The 26,256-nt window shown below is 58.9% G+C and carries 23 protein-coding genes; 12 read left to right on the top strand and 11 right to left on the bottom strand.

From position 1 onward, the window contains the following. The first annotated feature begins 95 nt into the window (after positions 1–95). Both GJ630_RS01635 and GJ630_RS01630 read left to right on the top strand, forming a co-directional pair. A complete protein-coding gene (locus GJ630_RS01635; RefSeq protein ID WP_014040079.1) occupies positions 96–551 on the top strand; it encodes a hypothetical protein in 456 nt (151 codons plus the stop codon). Between the two features lie 130 nt (positions 552–681). Then, positions 682–861 (top strand): HEWD family protein, encoded by a 180-nt coding sequence (locus tag GJ630_RS01630; RefSeq protein ID WP_014040080.1) that lies wholly within the window; start codon positions 682–684, stop codon positions 859–861. A 133-nt stretch (positions 862–994) separates the two neighbouring features. On the opposite strand, the gene GJ630_RS01625 is transcribed toward GJ630_RS01630, so the two are convergent. After that, the gene (locus tag GJ630_RS01625; RefSeq protein WP_050037857.1) at positions 995–3,820 is read right to left on the bottom strand and encodes an oligosaccharyl transferase, archaeosortase A system-associated; all 2,826 of its coding nucleotides are present in this window, start codon (positions 3,818–3,820) and stop codon (positions 995–997) included. A gap of 96 nt (positions 3,821–3,916) precedes the next feature. Here GJ630_RS01625 and aglG point away from each other — a divergent pair, with 96 nt between their 5' ends. Further along, on the top strand, positions 3,917–4,852 hold the full coding sequence (gene aglG, locus GJ630_RS01620) for a glucosyl-dolichyl phosphate glucuronosyltransferase (protein WP_191449283.1): 936 nt from the start codon (positions 3,917–3,919) through the stop codon (positions 4,850–4,852). 24 nt (positions 4,853–4,876) lie between these two features. Here the strand turns inward: aglG and GJ630_RS01615 are convergent, their stop codons facing one another. The 3 genes from GJ630_RS01615 to GJ630_RS01605 are packed head-to-tail and all read right to left on the bottom strand — an operon-like array spanning position 4,877 to position 8,062. Then, complete coding sequence (locus tag GJ630_RS01615; protein WP_064287911.1) at positions 4,877–5,980, bottom strand: sulfatase-like hydrolase/transferase; 1,104 nt, start codon at positions 5,978–5,980, stop codon at positions 4,877–4,879. A 56-nt stretch (positions 5,981–6,036) separates the two neighbouring features. Then, positions 6,037–7,002, bottom strand: a complete 966-nt coding sequence (locus GJ630_RS01610; RefSeq protein WP_064287912.1) for a lysylphosphatidylglycerol synthase transmembrane domain-containing protein — start codon at positions 7,000–7,002, stop codon at positions 6,037–6,039. Between the two features lie 25 nt (positions 7,003–7,027). Then, a complete protein-coding gene (locus GJ630_RS01605) occupies positions 7,028–8,062 on the bottom strand; it encodes a glycosyltransferase family 2 protein (protein ID WP_014040085.1) in 1,035 nt (344 codons plus the stop codon). 236 nt (positions 8,063–8,298) lie between these two features. Here GJ630_RS01605 and GJ630_RS01600 point away from each other — a divergent pair, with 236 nt between their 5' ends. Both GJ630_RS01600 and GJ630_RS01595 read left to right on the top strand, forming a co-directional pair. Continuing rightward, positions 8,299–9,999 (top strand): glycosyltransferase family 39 protein, encoded by a 1,701-nt coding sequence (locus GJ630_RS01600; protein ID WP_023843212.1) that lies wholly within the window; start codon positions 8,299–8,301, stop codon positions 9,997–9,999. A 105-nt stretch (positions 10,000–10,104) separates the two neighbouring features. After that, entirely contained in the window at positions 10,105–11,250 is a 1,146-nt protein-coding gene (locus tag GJ630_RS01595; RefSeq protein ID WP_044951781.1) for a glycosyltransferase family 4 protein, read from the top strand. Between the two features lie 3 nt (positions 11,251–11,253). Here the strand turns inward: GJ630_RS01595 and GJ630_RS01590 are convergent, their stop codons facing one another. Continuing rightward, entirely contained in the window at positions 11,254–12,654 is a 1,401-nt protein-coding gene (locus tag GJ630_RS01590; RefSeq protein ID WP_023843213.1) for a flippase, read from the bottom strand. Between the two features lie 183 nt (positions 12,655–12,837). Here GJ630_RS01590 and GJ630_RS01585 point away from each other — a divergent pair, with 183 nt between their 5' ends. The 4 genes from GJ630_RS01585 to GJ630_RS01570 all read left to right on the top strand — a co-directional run bounded on the left by GJ630_RS01585 (position 12,838) and on the right by GJ630_RS01570 (position 17,558). Then, positions 12,838–13,785 (top strand): hypothetical protein, encoded by a 948-nt coding sequence (locus tag GJ630_RS01585; RefSeq protein WP_050037858.1) that lies wholly within the window; start codon positions 12,838–12,840, stop codon positions 13,783–13,785. A gap of 88 nt (positions 13,786–13,873) precedes the next feature. Then, positions 13,874–15,055 carry a glycosyltransferase family 4 protein gene (locus GJ630_RS01580; protein WP_044951784.1) on the top strand — a complete coding sequence of 394 codons (1,182 nt, stop codon included), beginning with the start codon at positions 13,874–13,876 and terminating at the stop codon, positions 15,053–15,055. A 68-nt stretch (positions 15,056–15,123) separates the two neighbouring features. After that, the gene (locus tag GJ630_RS01575) at positions 15,124–16,101 is read left to right on the top strand and encodes an alkaline phosphatase family protein (RefSeq protein WP_014040090.1); all 978 of its coding nucleotides are present in this window, start codon (positions 15,124–15,126) and stop codon (positions 16,099–16,101) included. 2 nt (positions 16,102–16,103) lie between these two features. After that, on the top strand, positions 16,104–17,558 hold the full coding sequence (locus GJ630_RS01570; protein ID WP_064287916.1) for a sulfatase: 1,455 nt from the start codon (positions 16,104–16,106) through the stop codon (positions 17,556–17,558). On the opposite strand, the gene GJ630_RS01565 is transcribed toward GJ630_RS01570, so the two are convergent. After that, complete coding sequence (locus tag GJ630_RS01565; protein ID WP_014040092.1) at positions 17,549–18,397, bottom strand: TrmB family transcriptional regulator; 849 nt, start codon at positions 18,395–18,397, stop codon at positions 17,549–17,551. The two genes, GJ630_RS01570 and GJ630_RS01565, sit on opposite strands and share 10 nt — an antisense overlap. A 328-nt stretch (positions 18,398–18,725) precedes the next feature. On the opposite strand from GJ630_RS01565, the gene aglJ reads away from it, so the two are divergent. Then, positions 18,726–19,796, top strand: coding sequence for an S-layer glycoprotein N-glycosyltransferase AglJ (aglJ, locus tag GJ630_RS01560; RefSeq protein ID WP_014040093.1), 1,071 nt, complete (start codon positions 18,726–18,728; stop codon positions 19,794–19,796). A gap of 1 nt (position 19,797) precedes the next feature. On the opposite strand, the gene GJ630_RS01555 is transcribed toward aglJ, so the two are convergent. Further along, the gene (locus GJ630_RS01555) at positions 19,798–20,124 is read right to left on the bottom strand and encodes a hypothetical protein (RefSeq protein WP_008309691.1); all 327 of its coding nucleotides are present in this window, start codon (positions 20,122–20,124) and stop codon (positions 19,798–19,800) included. 46 nt (positions 20,125–20,170) lie between these two features. Continuing rightward, positions 20,171–20,521, bottom strand: coding sequence for a helix-turn-helix domain-containing protein (locus GJ630_RS01550; protein WP_014040094.1), 351 nt, complete (start codon positions 20,519–20,521; stop codon positions 20,171–20,173). A 136-nt stretch (positions 20,522–20,657) separates the two neighbouring features. Between GJ630_RS01550 and GJ630_RS01545 the strand changes: the two genes are divergently transcribed. Beyond that, entirely contained in the window at positions 20,658–21,077 is a 420-nt protein-coding gene (locus GJ630_RS01545; RefSeq protein ID WP_191449282.1) for a DoxX family protein, read from the top strand. A gap of 115 nt (positions 21,078–21,192) precedes the next feature. After that, positions 21,193–22,851, top strand: coding sequence for a rhomboid family intramembrane serine protease (locus tag GJ630_RS01540; RefSeq protein ID WP_191449281.1), 1,659 nt, complete (start codon positions 21,193–21,195; stop codon positions 22,849–22,851). Here GJ630_RS01540 and GJ630_RS01535 read toward each other — a convergent pair. From GJ630_RS01535 to GJ630_RS01525, 3 genes are all read right to left on the bottom strand, one after another. Then, positions 22,848–23,474: an METTL5 family protein gene (locus GJ630_RS01535; RefSeq protein WP_191449280.1), complete on the bottom strand. Its 627-nt coding sequence runs from the start codon at positions 23,472–23,474 to the stop codon at positions 22,848–22,850. The two genes, GJ630_RS01540 and GJ630_RS01535, sit on opposite strands and share 4 nt — an antisense overlap. 50 nt (positions 23,475–23,524) lie before the next feature. Beyond that, positions 23,525–25,084, bottom strand: a complete 1,560-nt coding sequence (locus tag GJ630_RS01530) for an ATP-binding protein (protein ID WP_191449279.1) — start codon at positions 25,082–25,084, stop codon at positions 23,525–23,527. A 96-nt stretch (positions 25,085–25,180) separates the two neighbouring features. Then, on the bottom strand, positions 25,181–26,254 hold the full coding sequence (locus GJ630_RS01525; protein WP_191449278.1) for an ATP-binding protein: 1,074 nt from the start codon (positions 26,252–26,254) through the stop codon (positions 25,181–25,183). Between the last annotated feature and the right edge of the window lie 2 nt (positions 26,255–26,256).

Raw genomic sequence — 26,256 nt, 5'->3', positions numbered from 1 at the left:
TCACGCAATGGATATTGCCACCTCGGAGTGACGACGACCGTCAGAGAGACAGCCAACAGTACGACCTTTATTCCGCTCCGCTGCCAACCACGACTATGACACTGGATGTCGAGACGCCGGAACGGCCGGAACTGTCCACCGGCGTCGCTGCCGACGAGTACGACGACGCCGAAGTACAGGGCGACGAATACCGGCGCGAGGAGCTCGCCGCGGCCCTCGACGACGGCGCGTGGGCGGAGGCCTTCGAGGAGTGGGCCGCGGACGCGTCGCTCGATGCCGACCAGTGGGCCATCGTCACGGATCTAGGCCTCATCGAGGAGTTCGATTTCTTCTGGGACTCCTTCGCGGGCCGTGTCGGCTACCATGCCCCGGGCTTGCCCGAGGACTGGCGTGAACGGGAGATTCACCCGGACATCGACTCCTGGGGTACTGTCTCAGGTATCAACGCCGGACTGACCGAGTTCGGACAGGTCGTCTGTGAGGTGCTGGCCGACGAGTACATCGACTGGGAAGCGGAGGAAGTCGGTGCGGACGACCTCCCGGACTTTTGAGCGTCGTATCGTTTGCACTACCCGGGAGTCAGTGTCGGTACAGCACACCCACGGCGTCGGTTGCGAATCGCTTCGGACAGCCCGGTCAGGGACCGGCAGCCTGATAACGACCCACGCGCTTGCACCAGATATGGCTGAAATCGTCACCCCACGCAAACGCGAGTGTGAGCGGTGTGGGCGGGTCGACGAGTGGGACCCAGAACAACACAGTTGGCGCATCGTCACCGACGACGACACCAAGCAGTCCGGCGACCCGCACTGCCTCCACGAGTGGGACATCAACGGCACGTTCAATCCGCTAGCCGAGTGAGCGCGGTACCGCTGCTGTCGGTTTTTTCGCGAGCATGGACCACTGCTAGAACGCGGCCCGTCGACGAAATCCTGTAAAAATTCTCAGTTGGACCGAACAGTCGGCCTGACGGTGACTGACCGCTGGGACTCCGTTATGCGCCCGCTTCAGCCGCGTCCTCGGTCATCGGGGTGCGCGATTCACCGCTGGTCTCGTCGCCCTGCTGAATCGTTATCGGCTCCAGTTCGACGGTTGCGGCGGAGTCGTCCTCGCCGATGACCTGTCCTTCGGTCACCTCGGTCGTGCCGGTAAAGCCGGTCCGGTTCCCGTCGTTGGTCCCGATTGCTGTGAACTGGTACTGAGTCTCGGCACGGACGCTCACGTTCGTGTAGCCCTCGTCGGTCCCCCAGTCGTCGTATCCGGTAGTCGAGTAGGGAACGGTCATCTCGAAGTTCCCGTTCTGGTCGGTCTGGGTCCGCTGGCGGTAGACGAACGTCTTGTTCGTGGCCGGGTTACGCATCTCCACGGCGGTCCGCACTGTCGTGTTCGCCGGTCCAGTCCCTTCGACCGTCGCACCGGGGACGCGCTCGAATATCTTCGTCCAGGCCGAGTGCCGGTACTGCGAAGTGTCTGGGAACGCCTCGGTCTCACTGGACCCAACCAGGCGGTAGTGCTCCATCGCCGGAACCCGCTCGGGTGGAGCGCCACCGTACCCACCGAGTTGTGAGGTCGTGTCCTGTTCGACGTACTGACGGGCTTCCTCCATGCTCTGGAACTGGCGAACGATCTGTCCCTGCCGCTGGCCCTCCGGTTCCTCTTCGTTGGTCGGCGCACCACGGTACTGGCCTCCTTGGCGAGTCTCCTTGTTCTCCCAGTCGATGACAATCGGTTGCGGCTCCGCGGCACTGCCGTGGAACCGGTACAGCCGAGTGACCATCGTCTCGTAGTAGGCCTGCTGCTGGAACGTCACCTGCTGGACACCGCCGCCCCGAGACTGGACGTACATTCGACTGTAGAAGTCACTGGCCTGCACCCCGTCGACGAATGCCGATGGAGCGAAAAACTTGCCACGGTAGGGGTCGTTCCCGTTCGTCTCGACCATCCGCCAGTCGACGGCCACGTACCGCGTCTTCGCGTCATCCTCGTCTGTGCTGTCGAGGACATCGTTCGCCCGCGTTTCGTTCTGTGCAACTAGGAACGGGGCAGCCGTGTCCGTTCCCTGCTGGAAGGGGTTCGCATTCGGGACGCGCTCGGCCCTGGTAGTAATCCAGTGCCCGTAGTCCCACCACGACAGGACGCCGTACTGCCCTTCCTGATAGTCGAAGTCCTCTTGTTGCTCGTACGTACCGTAGTAATCGAGCGTCGCGTCGCCACCGGAGCCGTACGCGCCCTCCGCAGGCGTGTTCCCTTCCATCCACTGCAGGCTCTCGTCCCAGCCCTGGATACTTGGGCCGGGGCCGGTCTCGCCAGCCTCGACCGGCGACGTCGTACCGAAGGCGAACAGCGGGACGACGATGACGAGGAGTACCGCGAGAATTGTTATGACCTGATAGTATTCGATCCCGTCGTCGGCACTGAAATCGAACCAGAGTATAAACCGACCGACGACCATCCCTGACAGCACTGCGATTGGCGCAGCGATATAGTACGCGAACCGCTGCTGGGTGAACGTAGCAAGCAGAATGAACAGCGCCCAGACGACGACGAGTAGCTCTTCGGCGGGGGCGTCGTCGGAGAGGAGCTGCTTTCCGAGCAAAAACAGGCCACCGATCGCCGCAACGATGACAGCGAAGCCGTGTGCGTTAAACAGAACGCCGGCGTCCCGCAGTGGGGCCGCTTCGCCGACGGTGCTGGCCGTTTCGCTGATGGAGAATCCGATGACCCGCATTACGTTTCGCGTAAAGAATTCCCACAGAGTAGGGGTCAAGACGGCCATCAGGACAGCCCCGATAGCGAGAATCCCGAACACGGTCGCAGGGTACACGTACCGGCCGTACTCGCGCTGCTCCATGAATCGGGCCAGCCATGCCATGAACACGCAGCCGAGGCCAACGGCCAGTGCCAGTCCCGGCTGTAGCAGCGACTGAGAGGTCGCTGTGATTTCAAGGACGGTGATTCGAGACGCGCTCACTACAGCGGTAGTTATCATCGTGATTGCGCCCGCGATGGCCGTGTGTTCCGGGCTGCTGTCGTGAACATACTCCAGACACAACCGGAGCAGGAAGAAGACACCGAGAATCCCGAGAAGGAGTACACCCGGCGGCCAAACCCAGAGATACAGGGCAATCGCCACACCGGCCAGCATGGACCAACTGATGGTGTCCCGCAATGCATCGATATCTCGCTCAAGGAACTGCTCGTAGATCGGCTTGTCCCGCGCGGCGACGCTGACAGCCACCATGACTCCGAGGACACCGAGTACCTGAAAGAGCGCTTCAGCGACGTGGTGGTCGGAGAAACCGACGAGGCTCCGTTGCAGGAGCCACCCCGTCGAGAATGCCATCACAGTAACTGCAGTTACACCGCCGAGGCGGCCGCCGAGTCGCCGTCCGATGAGGTACGTCGGAATCGCAACGAGTGTTCCGAACACGGCTGGCGCGAACAGGACCGTCATCGCGACCGTCTGGTCGCTGGGTGAACCCAGACCGATAATCAGGGCCACTGTCGCGATGATCTGGTCGAACAGCGTCCCGAACTGCCCGTTACTGGTTCCGTATGGGAAATTCGTCCAGGGGTCGAACGGCATCGTCGAGGGCCAGTTCTGGACCACGTACTGCGTCGAACGGTAGTGGTACCAGGCGTCGTTCCCGCTGAAGAGCACCTCGCCGTCAACGATAAAGTTCTGCCAACTCCGGACACGATTCCACAGCATGAACCCGAGCAGTACCAGGAGGACCGGAACGTGGTACCAGCGCTCGGCCCACTCCAGGGCGGACTCGAGTTCGGGGTTGTCGTCAAGATAGCCCCGTGATTGACTCATTGCACGGAAAAACTGCCAAGGCGCGCATAAGCCTTTTGACCTCTGTGCGAGCGCAGGATGGAAACGCCTAACAGCACCGGTGGCACACCACCGACCATGCGAGTCTCGGTCGTGCTCTGTACGCACACGATGGAGCGGTACGACGACTGCCGGGCGGCGGCCGAGAGTGTCTTAGCCCAGACCTACGACGACGTGGAACTCGTACTGGTCTCGGATGGTAACCAAGAAGTGTACGAACAGTACGACTCTGACTACGGCGACCGGGACGCTGTCCTGACTCACTGCAACGATGCAAACGTCGGACTGCTAGAGAGCCGGAACAACGGGGCCGAAGTCGCCACCGGTGACGTAGTCGCGTTCATCGACGACGACGCAATCGCCGATGAAGAGTGGGTCGCGGCGCTAGTCGATGCCTACGAACGACACGACGCCCTCGCGGTCGGCGGCCGAATGACGCCGGCGTGGGTCGCCGGCAAACCGAGCTTTCTCCCCGAGGAGTTCTACTGGCTCATCGGCGTCACCCACCGTGGCTTTGGCCCGAATGGCGACCCCGACGAACCCGGCGTCGTCCGCAACACCTTCGGCTCGAACATCTCCTTCGACCGGGACGTGTTCCTTGAACTGGGCGGCTTCGACGACGATATCGGCGGCCGCCAGGGCGAGAAGAACCTCCAGGGCGGGGAGACGGAACTCTGTGCGCGCTTGCGAACGGAATACGACGAGGGAGTGTACTACACCCCGGACGCGCTCGTCGCGCACAAGATATTCGACTACCGAACCGACCCCGGGTGGCTCGTCGACCGCGCGTTCTGGCAGGGGTACTCGAAGCGCGGCATGGAGGTGTTTGTACCGGAATCGACCGGCGAGGAGTCCGATTTCCTCAGCGACCTCCTGTTTCGGTTCCTCCCGTTACGTCTCCGTGGACTCGTCGAATCTCCGTCGCTCGGCGCAGTCCTGCAGCTGGTCTTCCTGTTTCTTCTCACCAGCAGTGTCGGCGTGGGATACCTTTACGGAATGTACGTCTGGAGATAGCACTGACCGGTCTACAGTACGACGTTACTCAACGTATCCAAGGTCCTGAAGTCGCTCTTGGACCTCTTCTGCCTGTTCGTTCCTTTCGACATGGGTATCAGTACCTGCTTCCGTCATCGATACACGTCCATCGGTGCTGGTAACGGTGTAGTCGTTGGTTGCGAGTCGGAGTGAAGCCGTATTGTGCCAGGGCGCAATTGTCAGCGTATACGACCTGGATTCTGATCGAATATCGATACCGTTCCACTCCTCGGGCGGATCTATGCCGGCTTGAGTAGCGATCATCGGCCCAATGTCGAGGAGACTACACCGATCTCCAGTAAGCGAAATATCGTTGCTGACAATGGGAACGGTGACCAGCTTATCGGCTGTTCGCCTGCGCTGTGGTTGATGATAGTAGTACCCCTCTTCCCCGAATTCATCGCCGTGATCTGAGGTGAATATGAACGTCGGATCACCATCGAGATCCATCAAAAGATCTTCAATGACGGTATCGACTCTTGAGAGGGCATTTTTATAGGCCGATGTAATCTCTTGGTGTTCGGAATCCTTGAGCGAGGACGGTGAAAACAAGGCTTTCCTATCGAGTGACCTCGAAATGGCGTCATCACCACGGCCATATGGCCGATGGCTACCCATTAAATGCACCCACATGAACCGAGGCCCAGTAGCTTCGTTGAACTGCTCTATTGCTTGCTCGACAACCGCTTTATCAGTCGGAAGATCGGACATTTTCGCATGTGGCGGAAAGAAGCGATGGTAGACTTTTCGAAGAAGATCAAACTGCCCGAGAATCTCCCGTCGGTTGCTGCCGCGATTGCCTGCATCAACGAAATTCTCGTACTTATCGAACCCCTGATTGAAATTGAACACTTCGTCAAGTTGTGGGCTCGGAGCTAGACCGATTGTCGTGTACCCGGCGTTCGACATGACTTCGGGTATTGTTGGTCCAGCTACAGCCGACTTCATCGTTGCCTGGTACTGACTAGACAGGAGGCCTGCTAGACTCGGCCTGGTGTAATGGCCGACTGTCGTTCCCGATTGTGTTGGGAATCCCGAAAGAAACTCCATCTCTTCGATGTAGTCATACCGGACCGAATCAGCTGTAATCAGCACGATATCGTTCATTTACTTGGGATTGACAGTCGGGCATTATATCCCTTCTTGAATCAGGTTTCGAAGTTTCAGGAACGGAGAGTATGAACGGCATATACGGCGCCACCGATAATATTGTTTATTACTCGGAGAATAAGCTGCATTACGACTCCGAACGTCAACGCGACACCGTCTCCGACTCCCACCGAAGTGAACAGATATAGATACGCGCTCTCACGCACCCCAAAGCCTTGGATTGATATCGGCAAAAAGAGGAAGAGTTCCACTAGTGGAATAAATACAAAAAAGTACACGAGTGGTATCTCAATCCCAAGCCCCAAGGCGACGACGTAGTTGCTGGCGATCAGTAAGACTCGGAACACGACCGAAAGTAAAAGTGCAATGACCACTGCTCGTTTGGCTTGACGATACTCGTACACTGCAGTGTACAATCTTTCAGCCCGGTTCCCGATGTCGAGCACTTGTATGTCAAAAATCGTTGTTTCTAGGACTGGACGTAACAGGTCAGTAAATAGCAATAGTGGTATCGTAATTATCCCGACCGCACAGCCGAGGAGTACCATATCTGCGATCCGAGTCGGAACTAGTTCGTAGCCAAATGCGACCGCAACCAAAACGATACACAAGATCGAGTAGAGGCCAGCAATCCGCTCAATCACGACAGAAGAAACTGATGCGGATCCGTCGTTTGTATCCGCATAGAGGTAGTACATCCGTGCAGTGTCTCCACCGATAATTGATGGGAGGAACGCATTGAAGAACTGGCCGATGTAGTAATAAACCCAAGCGGTGAGGAGCGTTAATTTTATACCTTTCACAGAAAGCAGAACTCGCCACTTCCAAGCGCTGAGGCCGACACCAAGAACACTTAGTCCAACAGCGATAATTAGTGTGACTGGCTCAAGCGTTTGGAGATGTTCAATGAGTGTGTCGAATCCGACTCTACTGATCACATACCAGAGTAGTATTACACTGATAGAAACGCGAAGCAAAGCCGAGAGGATGCTACGGATGTCTGTGTTTCTTCTTGACATACTAATACAGGGTGTCAGCTATAGGTCACTTGTTTTCCGCGCCACCGCCGATAACTACTTCCACACGGTAGGGGTCTCTCTCAATGTAGTGTAACTTTGTAATCATCTCCGCCAGAAATCCGAACATAATCAAAATAAGGCCAAATAGAACGAGTGCAACCGTTAGTACAAGTCGGGGAAGATTTGGCAGTAGCGGGACACCCAATACGTACTTCGAGAACACTGCATGAATCCCGATTAGCATCCCTATCCCAAACGAAACCAATCCGAACCCACCGAGGAAGTGAACCGGTCGGGTTGAGTACCGGTTCCAGAATACCTGAAACAAGAGGTCAACAAAGCCCCTTATGAGTCGTTTCGTGCCGTATTTTGAACTGCCCTCCGTCCGGGGGCGATGGTTAACTGGGATTTCTGTAATTCTGTAGCCCCGGTTGTACAATTTTGCCGGAATATACCGGTGACCCTCTCCATACAACTCTATTTCGTTAAGAGCATCTGACCGATATGCCTTCAGAGTACAACCGAAATCGTGGATATCTGGCCCGGTCCAGCGTGCCATCCGTGTCTGTATCGCGGATGGTATCGTCTTTGTCAACGGGTCGTTCCGGTCTCGCCGCCAGCCACTGACGCAATCATAGCTATCGGATTCGCTGTCCCCACTTATCAACATATTGAGGAGGTCCGGAATGTCTTGTGGGTCGTTCTGTCGATCAGCATCAAGAGTTACGATAAATTCGCCAGTTGCTTGTTTGATACCCGCGTTCAAGGCTGCACTTTGTCCAAAGTTGCGGGACAGTAATAATCCGAGAACGTTCTCATTGTGTTCTGCCAAGTCACGGATAACGCTCCTAGTACCATCGGTACTACCATCATCAACGATAACGATGTTATATGGCGAAAATGCCGGTTCGTCCTGGAATACTGACTGGATTTCCTCGATTAGTGGCTCGACATTATCCACTTCATTGTACGCTGGCAGTACAACGGAGGTTCGAACCTTGTCATGGTCTTCACCTGTGAATTCACTTGCGTTACCCCGTACGTCCTCTGTCGTCGCCATTATGTGATGCCGTGACTGTGATTCTTCAAGCAGGTTTATTAACAGTTGTCATTCACAGTACTGCCCACGATAGAAATCATATAGAGTCGTTGTATCGGTAGTTGTTAGTAATTGTCTTCTGGGGCTGGAGAATACTCAGTAATCTCAGCACGAAGAACAAGTTATGATAACCATGTGCAGAGGGTACTCTCGTAAAATCGCACAGACTATTACAGTCAGTGGGTAATCAAGAAGAAATGCCCTCTAATCTGTGGAACAGAATCAGTAAGTCGGTCCGACGTGAGCCGGTTGTCCCGATCATTGCGCTCGCTGCGTTCCTGTTGATGTTCTTCGGTACCTGGCGACTGCGGCCGCATCTGACGTTTCCGGACGAAACCGGCGCTATCGAACTCGCTCTCAGGATGGGATACGAGCAGAACCCCTTCATCGATAACTTCCGGAAGGGTGGGAACCTTCACCTCTACCTTCTGGCGCTCTCTTTTGTCCCGGTGACGCTGTACTGGCTCGTGACCGGACAGTTCGGCGACATCATGTCGGGCGCAGCTAGCGTCGGCAGCTCGCCGAGCTGGGGTGTGTCGCCTGATCTTCTCACAGCCTTCTACGACGTGCTGTTCGCCGGTCGGCTAGTATCTGTCCTGTTCGGTGTTGGGACTGTTGTCGTCCTCTATTACCTCGGTAGAGAACTACTGGACCGCCGTGCCGGAATCCTTGCGTCCGTTTTTCTCACGACTTCTGTCGGGTATGTCCTCACCGCCCACTACGCAACTGAGGACGTCCCGATGACGTTCTTCCTCATGCTCGGGTTCCTGCTAACGGTTCGTGCGTTTCATTCGAGAGAGACCAGAACGCTGTTGGCTGCCGCACTGGTCGCTGGCCTGGCAGCGTCAACGAAAGCAACGGCCGGGCTCCTCGTTCTTCCGATCGCTATCGTCATCATCGAACGCCACTGGGACGGGTCGAGGACCGTTGGTGAGTTCGTCAAAGCGGTTTGGAGGTACCCGACGCTAACTATACTCAGCTACGTCACTACAACGCCATCGATATTCGTCCATCCGGGTTCATGGGCCGACGAGATATCTCGATATATCTACCGAAGTACGAGCGATTCTGTTGCGTACAATTGGTCGGACCCGGGGTGGCTCATCCAGCTCGCACACCTCGCCGAAGGGCAGGGAATCATGCTATTCCTGTTTTCTATACTGTCCGTACTGCTTGTCATCGCCTTCCTCTTGCGGGGTACCCTCGACAGTGCGGTTTGGCTGTTGCTCGTCTATGCCATCCCGTACTTCATCGTCATCACGCAAGGGAATATGACACAGTTCCCTCGGGTAATGCCGCTCTTCCCGATTCTCGCGGTCCTCGCTGGTATCGCTGGCTCGGAGTTGAGTCAGTTCTCCCATCCGGTCCGTCTAGCCGGGATCGGACTTCTAACGCTTGTCATTGTCTTTTCTGGCGTACACACGACCGTTGGTGTCGCAGATATTAACGAATCACGTCAGGAGGCCACGGCGTGGACACACGCCAACCTAGATAGCTCCGACACTGTTGACGTGTACTCGCAGCAAGTGTATCTCCCAGAATTTCCAGACGAGACAACTGTGAACCGATATGAAATCCACTCCACCTTCCCCCGAGAAAACTGGCAGCCAGGGCTTGAACGTCTGGACTGTAACGCGCCCGAGTACGTCGTGCTCTCCAGTTACCACTACTTCCGCTTTTTCAAGGATCCGTCCGTGTTCCCGGATGTGACTGAACGCATGTCGGCGCTGTTTGCCGAGGAAGACTACGAAATCGTCCGGACGTTCGGTCCGCCGGTGAACACCGAACTCAGCGCGGAGCGAAAGTTCAGAGACAGCGCCGGACTTTCGTCGTTCCCCGAGGACGGAAATCCGACTATCCTCGTGATGAAGCGGATAGACGATGAACCGACCTGTTAATGACAACTATATGTCTAAATCACTCCCCGGGACCCGTTCTCTCCACCCACGGACACTACAGGGTAGCCAGCGAATCACCCGTGACACTGGGCGAAAGTGGCATCTATGACTGACGAATCGCTCCAGAGCGTCTGCGTCGTGACCCATCCCCTCGCCGCTGCTGGCGAGAACGCCACACGAAGCCTACTCGACATCCTGTCGGCTGTGACATCAGTCGCGCTCGTGACGGCTGACCTGCCGGCTGATTCCGAGATTCGCGACCGGCACGAACTCGTTGAGCTCACGCGAAAAGGCGCGGGCGACTCCGTCGTCACCGCCGCCGTCCGGTTCCTGCTGAACCAACTCCGGATGTGTCGCGTTATTGCTGACCGTGACGAAGACGTAGTCCTTTTTTTCGGCGCAACGTCGTACCTGCTTCCCATTATCGCGGCTCGGTTGCTCGGTAAAACGGTTCTCGTCGAACCCCGCGGCGACGTGCCGCTGACGCTCCGGCTGAACTGGGAACAGCAGTTGCCGGACCCGGTGGCTGCCGGGCTCGCCGGTGCCGTCCGTGCACTCGAACGAGCCGGCTTCGCCGCGGCTCACGGGGTCATCACGTACACGCCCGAGATGGCCCGCCAACTGGACCTGCATCCGGAATCCCCGACCGTGTATCCGATGGGGGCGCGCTACGTCCGGACGGACGAATTTCGCGTCCAGCAGCCCTACGCCGACCGCGACCGCGTCGTTGGGTTCCTCGGACGGCTCGACGAAGAGAAGGGCATCCGGGAACTCGCTTCTGTCGCCGCGGAACTACCTGGTGACGTGACGTTCCGGTTCATCGGCGACGGTGACCTCCGTGAGTGGCTGGAAACCGAACTCGCGTCTGAAATCGAACGTGGCGCAGTCGAACTCACCGGCTGGGTTGATCACGACGACGTACCCGATCAACTCAACGATCTCTCGCTGCTCGTGTTGCCGTCACAGCCGACGGAGGGACTACCGACGACAATTCTGGAGGCGCTGGCCTGCGGAACGCCGGTACTGGCCTCGCCGGTTTCGGGCGTTCCAGACGTTGTCCGCGAGGGCGAAACCGGCTTCCTGCTCGATTCACGGGAGCCGGCGGCGCTTCGACAGACAATACTCGATATTCTGGACCGAGACGACCTCGACAGCATCAGCGAGAACGGACGCGATCGAATCGATACCGAGTACAGCTTTGAGGCGGCCTGCGAGCGGTACAGGTCGATACTTGTGGCGTGCAATCGGTAGGCGCTACACCATCTGTAACACGCGCTCTCTGATTTCGCGGTCCGTTGCCATGCCGAGACCGTACGCGACGACGCCGAGTGCGACTAAGCCACCAAGCTTCAAAAGCGTCGATGGCGGGAAGATGGTTGACGCCGCGTACACCACTGCGCCCATCATTAACGCTGTGACCGTCTGCCTTCCGAGCGCCCGCCAGTTTGCTGTCACAGTGATGAACCGCCGGAGATACGCGATCTGAATGACGAGCGCGATGCTGACTGTCGTTATTGTTGCCGCCGCTGCACCGAACGATCCGAGTTCCGGGACCAGTAACAGATTGAGTACAACGTTTGCAACGAGGGTCAGCGCTGCCGTCCGGAATACGAGATTCGGGTGGCCGATCCCCGTGAGCGTCCGCTGGATCAGGATTCTCGGGGCCTGCAACAACTTCTCCGCCATCAGGAGGATGAGGATTAACCCACCCGTGTCGAAGTCATAGACGAGTTGCATGAATGGATCGGCGAGTATCGCTACACCGACTACGGCGGGGATGACAAGCAGGAGACCATATGTGAAGCCTTCGCTTAGGGCCGTTTCAATGCGACTGTACTCATTGCGTGACGCCCACTCGCTGATAGATGGAAACACTGCCTGGCTTAGGGCTTGGCTAGCCATTACTGCGACTACACTGACCTTCCAAGAAGCCTCGTATACGGCAACAGCGGTCTTTGACGCGAAGTATGCCAACACGAGCGTGTCTGCCCAGTTGTATGCTAGGGAACTCACACTATTGAATGATGTATACTTCGAGAAACTCCAGAGGTCTCTGACAGTTTCCCAAGTTGGGATAGATAGCGTACTTGATAAGGCGAAGTAAAATATGACAAACTTCACGACAACTCCAATCAAGACACCATATAACAGAGCAAATATCTTCAACCCGGCTATGATTAGCGCGATACTTGTTACTATACGAATTACTTCACCAAAGAGTTCGATAAGAGAGCTAAGCGCCACTCGCCCTTCACCACGAAGGGCTGCTCCGGTAAGCCATCTCCCGGTACTGGAAATAATAAATACAATCAGTAAGGGTACGGCCGCCACACCAATGTATTCGTCTACATAGCCTTCAAGTACGAACAATCCGAGAGACATAATTACAATTGGAGCGAGTGTTATGAGGTATCCTGCAGTCAAGTACGACCCACGCTGTTGAGTTGTCGTTTCGCTGATTCGCTTCTCTATCCCTGTATCGACTCCAAGCCGCGCTCCGGTCATCAGCACGCTCGTGACCGCATCAAAGGTGAAAAAGATTCCAAGAACCGTTCCTCCGAGAGTTTGAGCAAAATATGCGGTTCCAACAAAACCAATTAGACTCAGTACGATATTACTGGCGTATATAACAACACTTGACCGGTCGATATCCATCGATATCTGTGGATTTCTTCCATATGTTTATTATTCTGTCCTTATTAAAACAACGAGGGTTCTTAGCGATGCTAGATGTTGTCACTCAACTCGACTCTCCAATTGTACCGTATTTAATTATCCAGGCCTGGACAGGGTGCCATTTCAAAACATTCATTCGACCACCAAATCAACACAGTACAGATGAGCTTCTCTGATTGGTTTTTTGATACAGTGGACCGCCTACAATCAGATCCTTCTCCAAAGAATCTCGAGATAGCACTCAGAAAGTTATGGGCCGGCTTGCTCGGGAGATTCGCTCCAAAGCAACAGGAAGGGCAGGTGGTTTGGGACGAAGACTGGGATATATTGGTCATCTTGGACGGATGCAGGGCTGATGCCATGGAAGAAATCATACAGGGAACTTCTTATCAATCTCTTTTTGCTGATAGCAAACTCGAGACGCGCTGGTCAGTCGGCGGTACCAGCTCTGAATGGATCAAAAAAACGTTTAATGAAAGACATTCAGCAGAGATCCAAGAAACCGCATATATCACAGGCAATCCATATACGGACCAGATACAATACGATGAGTTTTCAGAGTTCACTCATTTTGGGATCGCCAGTACGGAGTATGATATTCGGACGGTTTCGCCTCGGAAACTGACTGATCACGCGATTAACACTTGGAGAAAACGCGACGAGAAGGGCGTTGATAGAATGATTGTTCATTATATGCAACCGCATGCACCCTTCCGGTCGCGACCAGAGTGGTTTCGTGAATTCAAGGGCACAAAGAAGTTCGGTAGCAAAGTCTGGTGGCGCCTCTGTGATGGCACCGTTTCGCACGATGACTTCTGGACTGCATATATTGACAACCTAGAGTGGATACTGGAAGAAGTTAGTATCCTCTCAACGTCTATTGATGGCTCCATCGCTCTAACCGCTGACCACGGCAATGCAAAAGGTGAATGCGGGGTATATGGCCACCCGAAAGGAGTTCCGGTCAGTGCTGTAAGAGAGGTCCCGTGGATTACACTAGACGGGATAGATACTGAGGAATATACCCCTGAGTATAATGTCTCTGATAGCGGCGGAGATGATCAAAAGCCTGCCCGTGAATCGCAACTTGAAGCCTTAGGTTATAAGTGATAATCATATCTGAATACACTCCATGGCTATCTGGCTAGTAGAGAGACGACAAGAATAACTGTTAATTCCCCCATCTCCCACCATCAGTATGCCGCGAGTTCTCATCGGACCGACCAAAACAGACATTCATAACAACGAATACGGGAAGAGTTACAATCTCCTGAATAACCTGTACGACGATAATTTTACTGTCGATATATACACGAGATCAGTTTCTGATACTCTTAGACCGGAAAACGTTACTGTGTATCCGCTTGGGGGCTCTAACAGGATCTCGTTCTATAGTTATTTGTATTATAGACTTTTAAGAGAACTTCGGGAGGGATCTGTTGATATATATCACCACATGAATCTCAGCTACAGGTGGTTCAATCCAATCCTCGTTTCAGAGCTTCATGACAATGTTCCTGTCGTCGTTGGACCGTGCCAAACAGGGCATGCCATCATGGCTGAGGAATTCAATCGGATGCTTTCTTCTTGGGTAGGGAGAAACCTTCCGAGGCCATTTACCGATCCACTTCACACAATTGTTGACGCGACTCGCGATGTAATCCTTGATCCACCTCGGATGGATTTGTTCAAGCGAACGCTTGACGCCGCAGACCGAATTGTGGTTGTCGATCAAGAAGCCTACGAGATGTATGCTGACCTCGTTGACGAATCGAAGCTCCGGACGATCCCGCTGGGCGTTGATCCGGACGTCTTCGAGTACAGTGAACCGGACGACTCACATGAACTCGTGGCCATCGGTAGCCTTCGGGAACGGAAAGGCTATGATATCTTGATCGAAGCACTTGATCAAATCCAGCAGGAATATCCCGAAGTCCAGCTCCACGTCTTTGGTGACGGGCCGCAAGAAGACGAATTGGTCGCTCAGGTCAAGCATCTCGATCTAGACGAAAACGTCACGTTCCACGGGTATGTTGACCAGTCTATTGTCCGAGAACACTTATCCCGAGCACGTGCCTTCGTCCACCCTTCTCGGTCAGAGGGCTTTTCCATGGTCCGTCTGGAAGCCATGTCGACCGGCTGTCCAGTGGTCGTTACCAATGTTTCTGGAGCAAACGAAATGGTCCGCGACGGGGAGGAGGGCTTTGTCGTTCCGACAGAGGAACCGGAACCAATCGCAGACGCCGTCACCACCTTGCTCTCCGATTACGAACTCACGAAACAGATATCCAGACAGGCACGAGACCGTGTTGAGGAGAAGTACGACTGGCGGAAAATCGCGGAGGAGTACCTCGACCTGTACCGTTCGCTGTCTGGCTAAGGTCGTACCGCCGTCTATCGCGTGCATCGAAAGGTCTTAAGCCGTCGACTGAGACGTTCAGGGTAGATATGGTCCTCGTAGTGCTGGGTATCGATGCACTCGACCCGGAACTAGTAGACTCGACGGCACATCCGAATTTGACGCTCGCTGACCACCACGCTATCGAGACGATCAGGAGCGTCGAGGGCGGCCCCAGCACGCACGAACTCTGGCCGACGATCATTACCGGGCTCAGGCCCCCGGAACACGGCATCACGCTTGACGACGGCGTTGCCTGGGAGAACCCCGTCCTCCGGTTCGGGAGTGCTGCCGCGGACTACCTTCTCCCGTCGGGGCTGCAGACGCGTCTCGGCGCGTGGCTACTGAACAACACCGAACAGGACGCGTTCCGGATCCCGGCGACCTACTACGAGGAGAACGGCCTGTCGACAGTGTTCGACGGCCGGGAGGCGGCTCCAATCGGCATCCCCAACTACGTCATCGACCCGGACACGGAGGACCGCGAACACAGCCTCCGGCGGAACCTCGGCGACCTCTTCGAGCGCGACCTCGAAGCAAAAGGCGGCCACTCGTCGACAGACCCGGCGCTGTTCTACGAGCAGTGCCTCGAAATGTCGATGGTTCGCCTCGCTCGCGCACGTCGGGCGCTCAGAGGTGGGCGACACGAACTGGTGTTTGCATACACGAGCGGGCTCGACCTCATCGGCCACGTTGCGTACGAACAACCGTCTCTACAGGACCGCGCCTATGAAGAACTCGACGAGTTCGTCGGCGAGGTTCGAGACGACCTCGGTGACAACGACGAGCTACTGCTCGTCAGCGACCACGGTCTGCAGGACGGCGTCCACACCGATGAGGCGATGGTTGCGGGGACCGACGCAGCCATGGTCGACGCAATCGAGAGTGTCGTCGACGTCCGGGCGGCTATCGAAGCCGAACTCGACGAAACAGACCACACGTCGACACCGCAGGTGACGGCGTCGGACGACGGCGACCGGTCGGGGGAGGAAGTCAAAGAGCACCTCGAAGATCTCGGGTATATGTAGCCATGTCGGGCGATCCAAACATCTTGCTGGTCATCCTCGACAGCGTCCGTGCACAGAACCTCAGCGCCTACGGCCACGTCAACGAGACGACGCCGTTTCTGGACTCGTTCGCCACAGGGCGGGCGACGCTGTACGAGCAGGCCCGAGCGCCTGGTGCGCGGAGCGTCACGAGCCACGCGAGCATTTTCTCCGGGTTACACGTCGAAGAACACGGTGTCGTCTCGGCGGGGCATCGGCTCGACCCGTCGGCGTCAGTCTTCGCACAGCTGCGAGAAGACGGGTACAGCACCGGCGTGTTCACCGAAAATGACTGGCTGACGGCCGTCGATGTCGGACTCCGGGACGGGTTTGACGAGATCGTCGGGGCGCGGAACGTCCCGTTCCCGGGCGCAGTCAACCCCCACGAGTTTGTCTCGAACGAGGGACGGGGACAGTACGCGGAGTTCGTCAGACTCGCGCTGACAGACGACGCGCCGCTCCGGTCGCTGGCAAACGGTGTGGCGACGAAACTCCAGTCCGATTACAAGCGGTTCCTCCCGGATAGCGTCAGAGCATCGACGCCGGCGGACGTCTACGTGGATTCGCTGCTGGACTGGAGCGACCGACAGGACGGGCCGTGGGCGGCGTGTCTCAACCTGATGGACGCCCACATTCCGTACGAACCGATGCCGGACTACGACCAGTGGGGGGGCTCGGAGGCGTCGTCGTTGCAGGCTTCCTTCGAGGACCAGAAGTGGGACTTCAACGGCGGACACCGTCCGTGGTGGCAGAAGAAGGCGGTCGAGTCGCTGTACGACGGGGGGATTCGCCAGATGGACGCGGAACTCGAACGGCTCGTTTCGTCGCTCGAACGGCGTGGTGAGCTTGATGACACGCTTCTCGTCATCACGAGCGATCACGGCGAGGGCTTCGGCGAACAGAGCGACGTTCGGCCGGGTGTCCGGGTCGCCGAACACGGCGTCGCGATTCACGACAGCGTACTCCACGTCCCGCTCATCGTGCGCTATCCGGGCCAGACCGAGTCTCATCGGGTCGACCGTCCCGCGTCGCTGGTCGAATTTCCGCGGGTCGTGAACCGGCTTCGGGCCGACGATCAACAGACTGCCGGCTTCTGTCCCGACGGACCGGTCCTCGCTACTGCGGTCGGCCTCGACGAGCCGCTGCAGGAACGCGCCGGTGCGTACGTCGGGGACCTGTCGCCGTGGACCGCCACGTCGCGAGCGGTGTTCAAAGACGACAGTGAGGGAGTTGTCAAGTACTGTACTAACCGCGACCGCGCCGCCACCGTCGTCAGCCGCGACGCCCAGACGTCGTACAAAGTGTCCGACGGCGGTGCGGAACACGTCGACAGCGCATTCGAATCGATAGAGGAACTCGACGTCAAGACGGCGGGCGAGGACTTCGACGACCTCGACGACGGGACGTACCAGCGGCTGGAAGACCTCGGCTACGTCTGATGGGCCGTTTCGACGCTCTCGTACTCCCAGATCAGATCGAAGTACCGCTTCATCCCGGCGACGAACGACCCGTTGTCCGTAATCGCGGCCTGGCGCATGTGGTTGGGAACGTCCGGCTCCTCGACCAGTAGAATCGCCTCGCCGCTGTCGTAGTCCATGCTCGGGTCGACGAGCGTGCCGCGCCAGGGGAGTTTCTCCGTGCTGAACCGCAGGTCGACAGCGGGGAACTCCGCCGTCAGCCGCTCGACGATGTCAGCCTGGATGGCTGCCTTCTCCGGTGGGAGTTCGTCGGGATGCAGGAAGAGAACGCTGACTTCGACCCCACGGTCGAGTGTCTTGGCCAGTGCACGCTCGACGTTGTCGAGGTAGGCGAAGCTATTGGTGATAACCCGAAGCGTCTCGGCGGCGTCGTCGTATAGCCGTCTGGTCTCGCGTTCGCTCGGTTCACCCACGTCGACGACGTGGAACAGTTCGGCCGTCGGCGAGATGTCCTCGCTGGCGCGGTCGAACCGCGGTTCGTACTCGGCGAGGAACGCGTCGCGGTAGGAGTCGATGTCGGCGGCGAACGATTCGTATGACTGTCTGTGGTTCTCGACTGCCCGGTCGAGGATTTCGCCGGGCGATTTCGGCTGGTATTCCTTGGGACGACCGGGAATCACCTTGATGAAGCCGCGGTCGGACAGCGCCTCCAGCACGCCGTAGACGCGGGCCTTCGGGATGCCGCTCGCTTCAGCGAGATTCGGGGCCGTCGTCCGGCCGAGCGAGAGCAACTGTTCCAGCGCCGTCGCCTCGTATTCGGTCAGCCCGACCAGGTCGAACACGTCCGCAGGGTCGCTCATACACGCTCATGTGTGGCAGGGGATGTAAAACGCGTCGCCCATCGCCGGAACCTATTAGTGGGTGGCTGTGAGTAGTTACTCGCAGAGTGAGTAACATGACTGCGACATCCCAGACCGAAGAAGACGATCACCTGGCAGACATCGAAGACGGCTGTGGCTGCGCGGAGGTCTGGGAGCACATGAGCGAGCAACGCGACGACTGACACGGCTGTTATCAGTTGCTTCCGACTGTCGCCGCTTGCTTGCCGATGACCGCGGGAAGTTAAAACAGAATCCGCACGCGGCCAGACCCGCATTTATTTGCCTTCGCGTGGATGACGTTGAATCAATGGCCGACCGAGACGACGTCTGTATACTGTTGCCGACATTCAACGAGGCTGAGACTATCGAGTCGGTCGTGTCCGGGTTCCGCGAGCAGGGCTTCGACGACGTCCTCGTCATCGACGGTGGGTCAACCGACGGGACACAGGACATCGCCGAATCGGCCGGCGCGCGGGTCGTCGAACAGTCCGGCTCGGGGAAGGGGCAGGCCGTCAGGGAGGCGGTGACGCGCCACATCGAGCAGCCGTACGTCCTGATGGCCGATGGGGACGCGACCTATCGGCCCGACGAGGCGGACAGGCTCCTCAAGCCGCTGTTGTCGGGTCAGGCTGCCCACGTCATCGGGAACCGGTTCGCGGATATGCAACCCGGCGCGATGACGAAGCTGAACCAGATCGGCAACCGCATCATCAACAGGGCCTTCGAAACGATTCACGGACGGGACCTCACCGATATCCTCTCGGGGTATCGAGCGTTCACGCGACAGTCGTTCCAGCGGAGTTCGCTGACGGCGTCGGGCTTCGGTATCGAGACGGAGATGGCCGTCGAGTGTGTCAAACATAACGTCTCGACGGCGGTGGTGCCGATCACCTATCAGCCCCGACCAGACGAGTCCGACACGAACCTCCGTCCGTTCCGGGACGGCGCGACGATCATCCTGACGCTGTACCAAATGGCGAAGACGAACAATCCGCTGTTTTACTTCGGAAGCGTGGGCCTCGGGAGCACCGTGGTCGGGTTCCTACTTGGAGCGTACGTGGCCTACGACTGGGTCGTCAACAGTATCTCACACGAGGTGATTGCCGTTGTCGGCTCGTTCGCCATTCTACTGGGGATTCAGCTCCTCATGTTCGGCGTCTTATCGGATATGCTCGTGGCGGTGAATCGCGAGCAGACGCGCCGGTTAGAGGACATCGCAGTCCAGCTCACACACGAGAGCCGTAGTCGGCCGGTGGATGTGTTCGACGACCAGCGGGTCGGCGACGCAGAGCACGGCAAGAAGGGCGACGCGGAAGACACCGGAGACAGCGACATAGAGACAGAGCCGGCGGTGTCCTCCCACAGTTCCGACGAGTAGCTCAGAACGGGACCAGCGCGCGTAGCTGGGAGAGAATACTGTTTCTGGTGGCTTCCCGTTTCCGTTCGAATATCGGATGAAGGTCGTTGAGTAGCTCCTGCTCGTTGTCGAACTCCGTGGCGGTCGTCTCCTCGAGTGCCTCGGCGACGGTCATCGAGTGGCCCGACGCGTCGAACGGGACCGCGATGTGGCCGGCGGCGTCCCGGACCTCCCTCGCCGTCGCGGGATACTCGATGTCCACGTCCGACAGGCGGGCGTCGAGTGCCGCGATACCGAACTCGATGACGTCTGGCTCGTCGCTGTTATCGGCTGGTGGCCGTACTCCCATTGGTAAAGCGATGGGGCCGGGGGATAGAAAAGTCTGCGTTGTCGGATCAGCTCTGGCAACCGGCCAGCCACTCCTCGGCCCAGTCCTCGATTTCGTCGAACACTGGACAGAGGGATTCGCCCTTGGGCGTGAGCTGGTAGTACGTCGCGACGGGGGCGTCCTCTTCGAGCCGCCGGTCGACGAAGTCCATCTCCTGGAGGTCGTCGAGGACCCGCGAGAGGGTTCGGGAGCTGGCGTCGGTGGCGCGCTTGAGTTCGTTGAACCGCTGTTCACCGTTCTGGAGTTCGTGGAGCACGACCAGCCGCCAGCGCGACCCGATCTGTTCCAGCGACTCGATGACGGCACACGGCCCGCTCTCTTCCTCCTCGTCCGCGGTGGTGAATACTTCAGATGACATCGGTGCTACCTGGTATCTTCCTTGTCCGGGAACGTACAAATAGGTTCGCATACGAACCAAGTAACGTAATGAAACTACCAATCGCGGTTCGACAGTCTCGTAGCGAAACCACTCCTGTACCGGCGGTGAGCGCCTGATGGCGTTCGAGTCCGCTGGTGCGGGCGAACTGTTCCTGCTGGGACGAATCCTGTTCGGCGGCGTCCTCGCCTTCATGGGCCTGAACCACTTCCAGAGCGCTGAGCAGATGGCCCCCTACGCGGAGGCAAAGGGGCTCCCGGCACCCGTGGCGTCGGTCTACGGGAGTGGCGGGTTGCTCCTCGTCAGCGGCGTCCTCGTCGTCATCGGCGCGTACCCCGTTATCGCGGCCGGGGCGCTGGCGACGTTCCTCGTCGCCTCCGCCGTCACCATGCACGACTTCTGGGCGGTCCCGGACGACCAAGTACAGGACGAGATGACGCAGTTCCTCAAGAACGTCGCCCTCGCCGGCGGCGCGCTGTCCCTGCTTGCAGTGGCCGGCACGTCGTGGCCGTACAGCGTCGGTATGTCCCTGTTTTGAGGTGACGCGTTCACTGGCTCGGGTTGCCTGACACCGACCCGTTCCCTGTTTGTCACTGTTGGAGAGTGACACCTGCCGCCATCCATAAGCCGTCCCGTACCTGAACTGTGCATGAATGATGCAGTCGCTGCCGACGCCGGCCATGCCCGCGTGGCTCCCGTGGCAGGAAGCGGTCGTCCTCATTGTGGTGCTCGCCGTCCTCGTTGCCGTCCGCCGCCTGTCGGCCGCGCGACCTGGCGACGGCGTACGGGCGCGCCTCTTCCTCGGCGTTCCGTGGGGGACGCTGCTGACGATGGCCGGCGTCCTGGCGGTGTATCTGTTCCTGCAGGGCGCGTGGTGGCACCCGCGGAACCCGCTTGTCACGCCGTTCCGGACGTGGTCGTACTTCTACCCGTTCGGGATGCTCACCGGGGCGTTCACCCACGGCAGTCAGGGGCACATCACGGGGAACCTCATGGGCACACTGGTGTATGGGACGGTCGCGGAGTACGTCTGGGGACACTACCCTCGCAAGCGCGGGGTGCAGACCTTCACGTCGCTGCGGACGAACCCGTTCGCCCGGATTCTGGTCGTTCCCGTCGCCATGTTCGTCGTGGGCGTGTTCTCCGCGGTGTTCGCTATCGGGCCGATTGTGGGCTTTTCCGGCGCGGTGTTTGCCGTCGCCGGGTTCGCGCTCGTGACGCGGCCGACGCTGTTTCTCGGCGCGTTTCTCGGGAACCGCGTGCTCGACCTCCTGTATTCGGCGCTTCGCTACCCCGTGTCGACGGCCTCGGGTCAGACCCGGTTCGTGACGCCGTGGTGGTCCAACATCGCCATCCAGGGCCACGCCATCGGCATTCTGGCTGGCGTCATCGTGGCCCTCGCGCTACTGTGGAACCGGGACGAACGCCCCGACACGCTCCGGGTGTTCTTTGCGACGCTCGTGTTCGCCGTCGCCCAGGGCCTGTGGGCGGTGTATCTCCCGCTCGGCGGCGGCCGGTTTCGGCTGTTCCGCTGGGCCGGGACAGCGCTGGTGTTCGTCCTCGCGCTCGTCGTCGCAGCGGCGACCGTCGGTTCTGACCGGAGTTTTCGCCCTGGATTCGATCGTCGCCCGGCCTCACTCGCAGTGGTGGTCCTGCTCGTCGTCCTCGGCGCACTGAGTCTCGCGGCCGTCCCGACGAACGTCGTCGACCTGCAGGACGACCAGCTCCCTGAAGGCGGCATCGAGGTCAGAGACTACGTGGTGACCTACGACGAGAACGTGCCCAACGCGTACTTCGAGAGCATCTGGGTCCCAACGCAGCGGGAGGGGGCGAGCGTCAACGCCAGCGGTGTCATCGTTGCCAGCGCGGAGCGTGAGGTCTGGATCGCCGCCGTCCAGCCGGGCCAGCTCGCCGTTGACGGTCAGGAGCGGGTCACAGTCGGCGGGCCGACCTGGCGTGAATCGGTGTACGCAAACCGGGTGGACTGGTCGGTACTCGGCAACGACAGCGTCTATCGGGTCCAACTCAGGCGTGAGGGCGGCCAGCCCCGGACGGCCTACACCTCGGAGCCGTCGACGGCGGACGTGATACTGGATGGGCGGAACGTGACAGTGGCTGCCCAGCAGAACGGGTTCGACGTGAGCGTAACACGGGGGAACGAAACGGTCGGGCAGGCACCGCTCCCGGCGAACATGACGCAGACGCGGATCGGCGGGCTGACCTTCGAGCGGAACCGCTCACGGCTGTACGCAGGGACAGATGGCACTCGCGTCAAAATTGCGGAGCGTCGCCAGCAAGCGGCGCGGAACTAGGTCCAGTCGATGCGGTACACTTCCGCGGTGATCGCCTGCCGGTCCGACTCGTGGAACTCGAACTGTCGCGGCAGGTCGAACTCCGTCTCGAAGGCGTGGGTCACCTCGCCGCCGTTGTCGTCAGTGAAGGATTCGACAAACGATTGGCTTCCGTCGTTGTGAATCGAGTACGAAACGCCCGCGATGGACGCGGCAGTTTCGAGAAACCGTCGGTCAGCGTGTTCATTGTCCGACTGTGCGCCAAAGGGCGGATTCATGACGACAGTGGTTTCCTCGACAGGAGGTGCCAGCGGGGCCATGGTGGCATCTGCTCGAACCCACGACACTGGCGTCGTCGACCCGACCTTCCGCTCGTTTTCGCGCGCCGTCGACAGCGGTGCAGGGTCGATATCTAGCCCGACCACCCGCGCCGGCGACCGCAGCGCTGCACCCAGCGCCAGCATCCCGGTGCCACAGCCGAGGTCGACGACCGTCTGTCCCTGGATATCGTCCTGGAGGTCCGCAGTATGGACCAGATGCGCCGCCAGGTCCGGCGGTGTCCGGTACTGTTCGAGACTGGCCCGTGGGTTGTCGAACCCGGCGACAACGGCGAGTTGCTGGGCGAGCGCACTCTTTGTCGGCATTACTGGAGATACGCCCGATTCATTCAAAAACGTTTGGAAATGCCCAGTAGTTATTCCGATGGAAGTGCGACGACGAATTCGCTGCCGCCGAGGTCGCTTTCTTCCACCCAGATGTCGCCGCCGTAGCTGTCGACCATCACCGACACGAAGTAGAGTCCGAACCCGGTCCCCGTCGACTCGGTTCCACGCTCCCCTTTCTCGAAGATCGCCTCGCGCTGTTCGGGCGGTATCCCGGGGCCGTCGTCCGCGATGCGAAGGTGGACCATCGAGTCGACGCGTTCCGTCGTCACCTCGATTGTGGTGCCTGAACCGCCGTGTTCGACGGCGTTCGTCAAGATGTTCCCGACAACATCGTCGAGGAGGTCGTCAGCCACGACCTCGATGCCGTCAGGGATGTCTGTTTTGAGTGTGCAGTCCTCGTCCATCGAGGCCGCTTTTCTCGTGGCCCCTTCGACGACCGGCCCCAGTGCGATCGTCTCTGCCTCGGTCAGGCCGTCGTCAGACATCGTGCTCAGCACGCTCCGGACCTTCTGTGTGAGGTCGACGATATCCCGACTCCAGTCCAGAATCGTTTCGGCGTACGTCGCCTGTGTCCCGCCGAGTGCGTCTGCAAGCGTTTCCGCACGCGCTTCGATGACGGTCATCCCGTTGAGGATATCGTGTCTGAGGATGCTGTTGAAAAACTCCATCTGCTCTTCGCGGCGCTTGAGATCCGTGATGTCTGTCCCCTCGACGATTATTTTCTGCACGGTACCGTCGACCGCTACTGGTCGGGCCACGACAGAGGTCGAGATCCGCTGGCCGTCTGCGCCGATATGCTCGGCCTCGAACCTGACCATCTCACCGTCCATCGCCCGCTCGACAGCATCCTGGCAACGGTACGCCACTGCCTCACTGTGGTTCCACCAGGGCGTGTCCCAGAACGGTTCCCCGAATATGGCTTCGTCATCAGCATCGACGAACCCGAGCGCTGTTTCGTTCGCTCTGAGGAGGTTTCCGTCAGCGTCGAGGATACCGATGAACGTCTCCGGTGAGTTGAACGTCGCTTCCAACAGCTGCTGGCTCTGCTCGCGTGTGTCGACAGCTAGCTCGCGTTCGATCTCCGCTTCGACCCACTGCGTGAGATGCTCGAACAGCGTCTGTTGCCAGTCCGAGAACTCCGAAATCGCCTCGTTGTCGTTGACGAAACACAGCGTTCCGTACTCCGCCCCGTCCGCCCGAAGCGTCGTGCCGACGTACGCCTCCAGTCCGAACCGCTCGTAGGCGCGGTCAGTCGACATTGACTCGCTCGCGTTGGTGACGATGTGTATCCCGGATTCGTCGAGGGTGTGTCTGCAGTACGTCTCGGAAAGTGGTGTCTCGTCCCCCGGCGTAATCGTCGAAGACAGGCCGCTACTGGCGACGATTGTGTGTTCGTCGCCGGAGACGACCGCGATATGCCCGTTCGGAAACCCCAGGTGCTCTCGACCGACGTCCAAGACTGGCTCGACACGCTCCCGAAACGAGGTCCCGCTGGCCGCCATCGCTGCAGTGAGGTCCTGCATAGCTGCCAGATAGCGATCTCGCTCCTCCGAGTCGCTACCCTCGGGACAGTCCAGCGGATCATCCATAGCAGGTGACTCGGTCTCCCGGGAGTTGAAGATTCGGACCCGTTTCTCAGGAGCTGAAATGCACCCGAGCGATGACGGTGTGACAAGCAGCCACCCCTACAGAGTCGCGTGCGGGAGTTCGACGTAAAACGCTGCGCCACCGAGGTCGCTGTCCTCGACCCAGACATCGCCGCCGTAGCTCCGGACCATCGTGGCCACGAAGTAGAGGCCGAAGCCAGTACCGCCGGACTCAGACCCTTTCTCGCCACGTTCGAAGATGCGGCGGGCCTCGCTGTTCGAAATCCCGTCCCCGTCGTCCGCTAAACAGACGGTCACGACGCCTTCCTTGACCGTTGTCGTCACGTCGATGGTCACGTCTGGTCCGGCGTGTTCGACCGCGTTCAGAAAGAGGTTCCCGAACACGTCATCGAGCAACTCGTCAGCGACGACAGTGACCGCCTGTGGCTCGATAGTAACGGTACAGTCGTCGCTGACTGACCGGGCGCGGTCCGCCGCATCGTCGAGGACAGTCTGTAGCTCCCGGTGTTCGTGGTCCCGCCCGCCCTCCTCGGTGACCGTCTCCAGCACCGCCCGGACCTTCTCGGTGAGTTCGATGAGGTCGTCGCTCCACTGGACGATGGTCGACGCGTACTCGCGTTCCTCGCTGTCGAGCGTGTCTTCAAGGAGCTCGCCACGCGCCCGGATGACGTTCATCCCGTTGAGGATGTCGTGTTGCAGGATGCTGTTGAAGAAGTCCATCTGGTCGGTCTGGCGCTGAATGGCACGCTGCTGGCGGCTCCTGACGACTGCATACCGGAGCGCTCTCACGAGTCGGTCGCCGTCCAGATCCTCTTTCGGCAGGTAATCCTGTGCGCCCCGGTTGATCGCTTCGATAGCCACCTCCCGGTCCTGCATCCCGGTGAGGACGATGATCGGCACTCCCTCTACGATCTCGGTTGCCCGGTCAAGGGTCGCAAGCCCTGTTGACTCGGGGAGTCCGAGGTCCAGCAGTACCACGTCGTAGGCCGCCTCCGAATGCTCGGCGACCGGCGCAAGCGATTCGACATGGGAAATCGTCACGTCGTCGACGAAGTGCGCCACCGCCGGCGAGTTCAGGTGATGCTCGACGAGGCGGGCATCGCCCGGGTTATCCTCGACGAGGAGCACGTCGAGATGCACCGTCTCAGCCATCG

This window comes from Haloarcula sp. CBA1122 (assembly GCF_009741785.1).
Classification (GTDB): domain Archaea; phylum Halobacteriota; class Halobacteria; order Halobacteriales; family Haloarculaceae; genus Haloarcula; species Haloarcula hispanica.
The sequence above is the reverse complement of the archived record's forward strand: the minus strand, read 5'-3'. Positions and strand labels throughout refer to the sequence as shown.

Excerpts from the sequence above, each read along its gene's own strand:
- GJ630_RS01635 (WP_014040079.1), top strand. The coding sequence starts at position 96 with ATGACACTGGATGTCGAGACGCCGGAACGGCCGGAACTGTCCACCGGC.
- GJ630_RS01630 (WP_014040080.1), top strand. The coding sequence starts at position 682 with ATGGCTGAAATCGTCACCCCACGCAAACGCGAGTGTGAGCGGTGTGGG.
- GJ630_RS01625 (WP_050037857.1), bottom strand. The coding sequence starts at position 3,820 with ATGAGTCAATCACGGGGCTATCTTGACGACAACCCCGAACTCGAGTCC.
- aglG (WP_191449283.1), top strand. The coding sequence starts at position 3,917 with ATGCGAGTCTCGGTCGTGCTCTGTACGCACACGATGGAGCGGTACGAC.
- GJ630_RS01615 (WP_064287911.1), bottom strand. The coding sequence starts at position 5,980 with ATGAACGATATCGTGCTGATTACAGCTGATTCGGTCCGGTATGACTAC.
- GJ630_RS01610 (WP_064287912.1), bottom strand. The coding sequence starts at position 7,002 with ATGTCAAGAAGAAACACAGACATCCGTAGCATCCTCTCGGCTTTGCTT.
- GJ630_RS01605 (WP_014040085.1), bottom strand. The coding sequence starts at position 8,062 with ATGGCGACGACAGAGGACGTACGGGGTAACGCAAGTGAATTCACAGGT.
- GJ630_RS01600 (WP_023843212.1), top strand. The coding sequence starts at position 8,299 with ATGCCCTCTAATCTGTGGAACAGAATCAGTAAGTCGGTCCGACGTGAG.
- GJ630_RS01595 (WP_044951781.1), top strand. The coding sequence starts at position 10,105 with ATGACTGACGAATCGCTCCAGAGCGTCTGCGTCGTGACCCATCCCCTC.
- GJ630_RS01590 (WP_023843213.1), bottom strand. The coding sequence starts at position 12,654 with ATGGATATCGACCGGTCAAGTGTTGTTATATACGCCAGTAATATCGTA.
- GJ630_RS01585 (WP_050037858.1), top strand. The coding sequence starts at position 12,838 with ATGAGCTTCTCTGATTGGTTTTTTGATACAGTGGACCGCCTACAATCA.
- GJ630_RS01580 (WP_044951784.1), top strand. The coding sequence starts at position 13,874 with ATGCCGCGAGTTCTCATCGGACCGACCAAAACAGACATTCATAACAAC.
- GJ630_RS01575 (WP_014040090.1), top strand. The coding sequence starts at position 15,124 with ATGGTCCTCGTAGTGCTGGGTATCGATGCACTCGACCCGGAACTAGTA.
- GJ630_RS01570 (WP_064287916.1), top strand. The coding sequence starts at position 16,104 with ATGTCGGGCGATCCAAACATCTTGCTGGTCATCCTCGACAGCGTCCGT.
- GJ630_RS01565 (WP_014040092.1), bottom strand. The coding sequence starts at position 18,397 with ATGAGCGACCCTGCGGACGTGTTCGACCTGGTCGGGCTGACCGAATAC.
- aglJ (WP_014040093.1), top strand. The coding sequence starts at position 18,726 with ATGGCCGACCGAGACGACGTCTGTATACTGTTGCCGACATTCAACGAG.
- GJ630_RS01555 (WP_008309691.1), bottom strand. The coding sequence starts at position 20,124 with ATGGGAGTACGGCCACCAGCCGATAACAGCGACGAGCCAGACGTCATC.
- GJ630_RS01550 (WP_014040094.1), bottom strand. The coding sequence starts at position 20,521 with ATGTCATCTGAAGTATTCACCACCGCGGACGAGGAGGAAGAGAGCGGG.
- GJ630_RS01545 (WP_191449282.1), top strand. The coding sequence starts at position 20,658 with ATGGCGTTCGAGTCCGCTGGTGCGGGCGAACTGTTCCTGCTGGGACGA.
- GJ630_RS01540 (WP_191449281.1), top strand. The coding sequence starts at position 21,193 with ATGATGCAGTCGCTGCCGACGCCGGCCATGCCCGCGTGGCTCCCGTGG.
- GJ630_RS01535 (WP_191449280.1), bottom strand. The coding sequence starts at position 23,474 with ATGCCGACAAAGAGTGCGCTCGCCCAGCAACTCGCCGTTGTCGCCGGG.
- GJ630_RS01530 (WP_191449279.1), bottom strand. The coding sequence starts at position 25,084 with ATGGATGATCCGCTGGACTGTCCCGAGGGTAGCGACTCGGAGGAGCGA.
- GJ630_RS01525 (WP_191449278.1), bottom strand. The coding sequence starts at position 26,254 with ATGGCTGAGACGGTGCATCTCGACGTGCTCCTCGTCGAGGATAACCCG.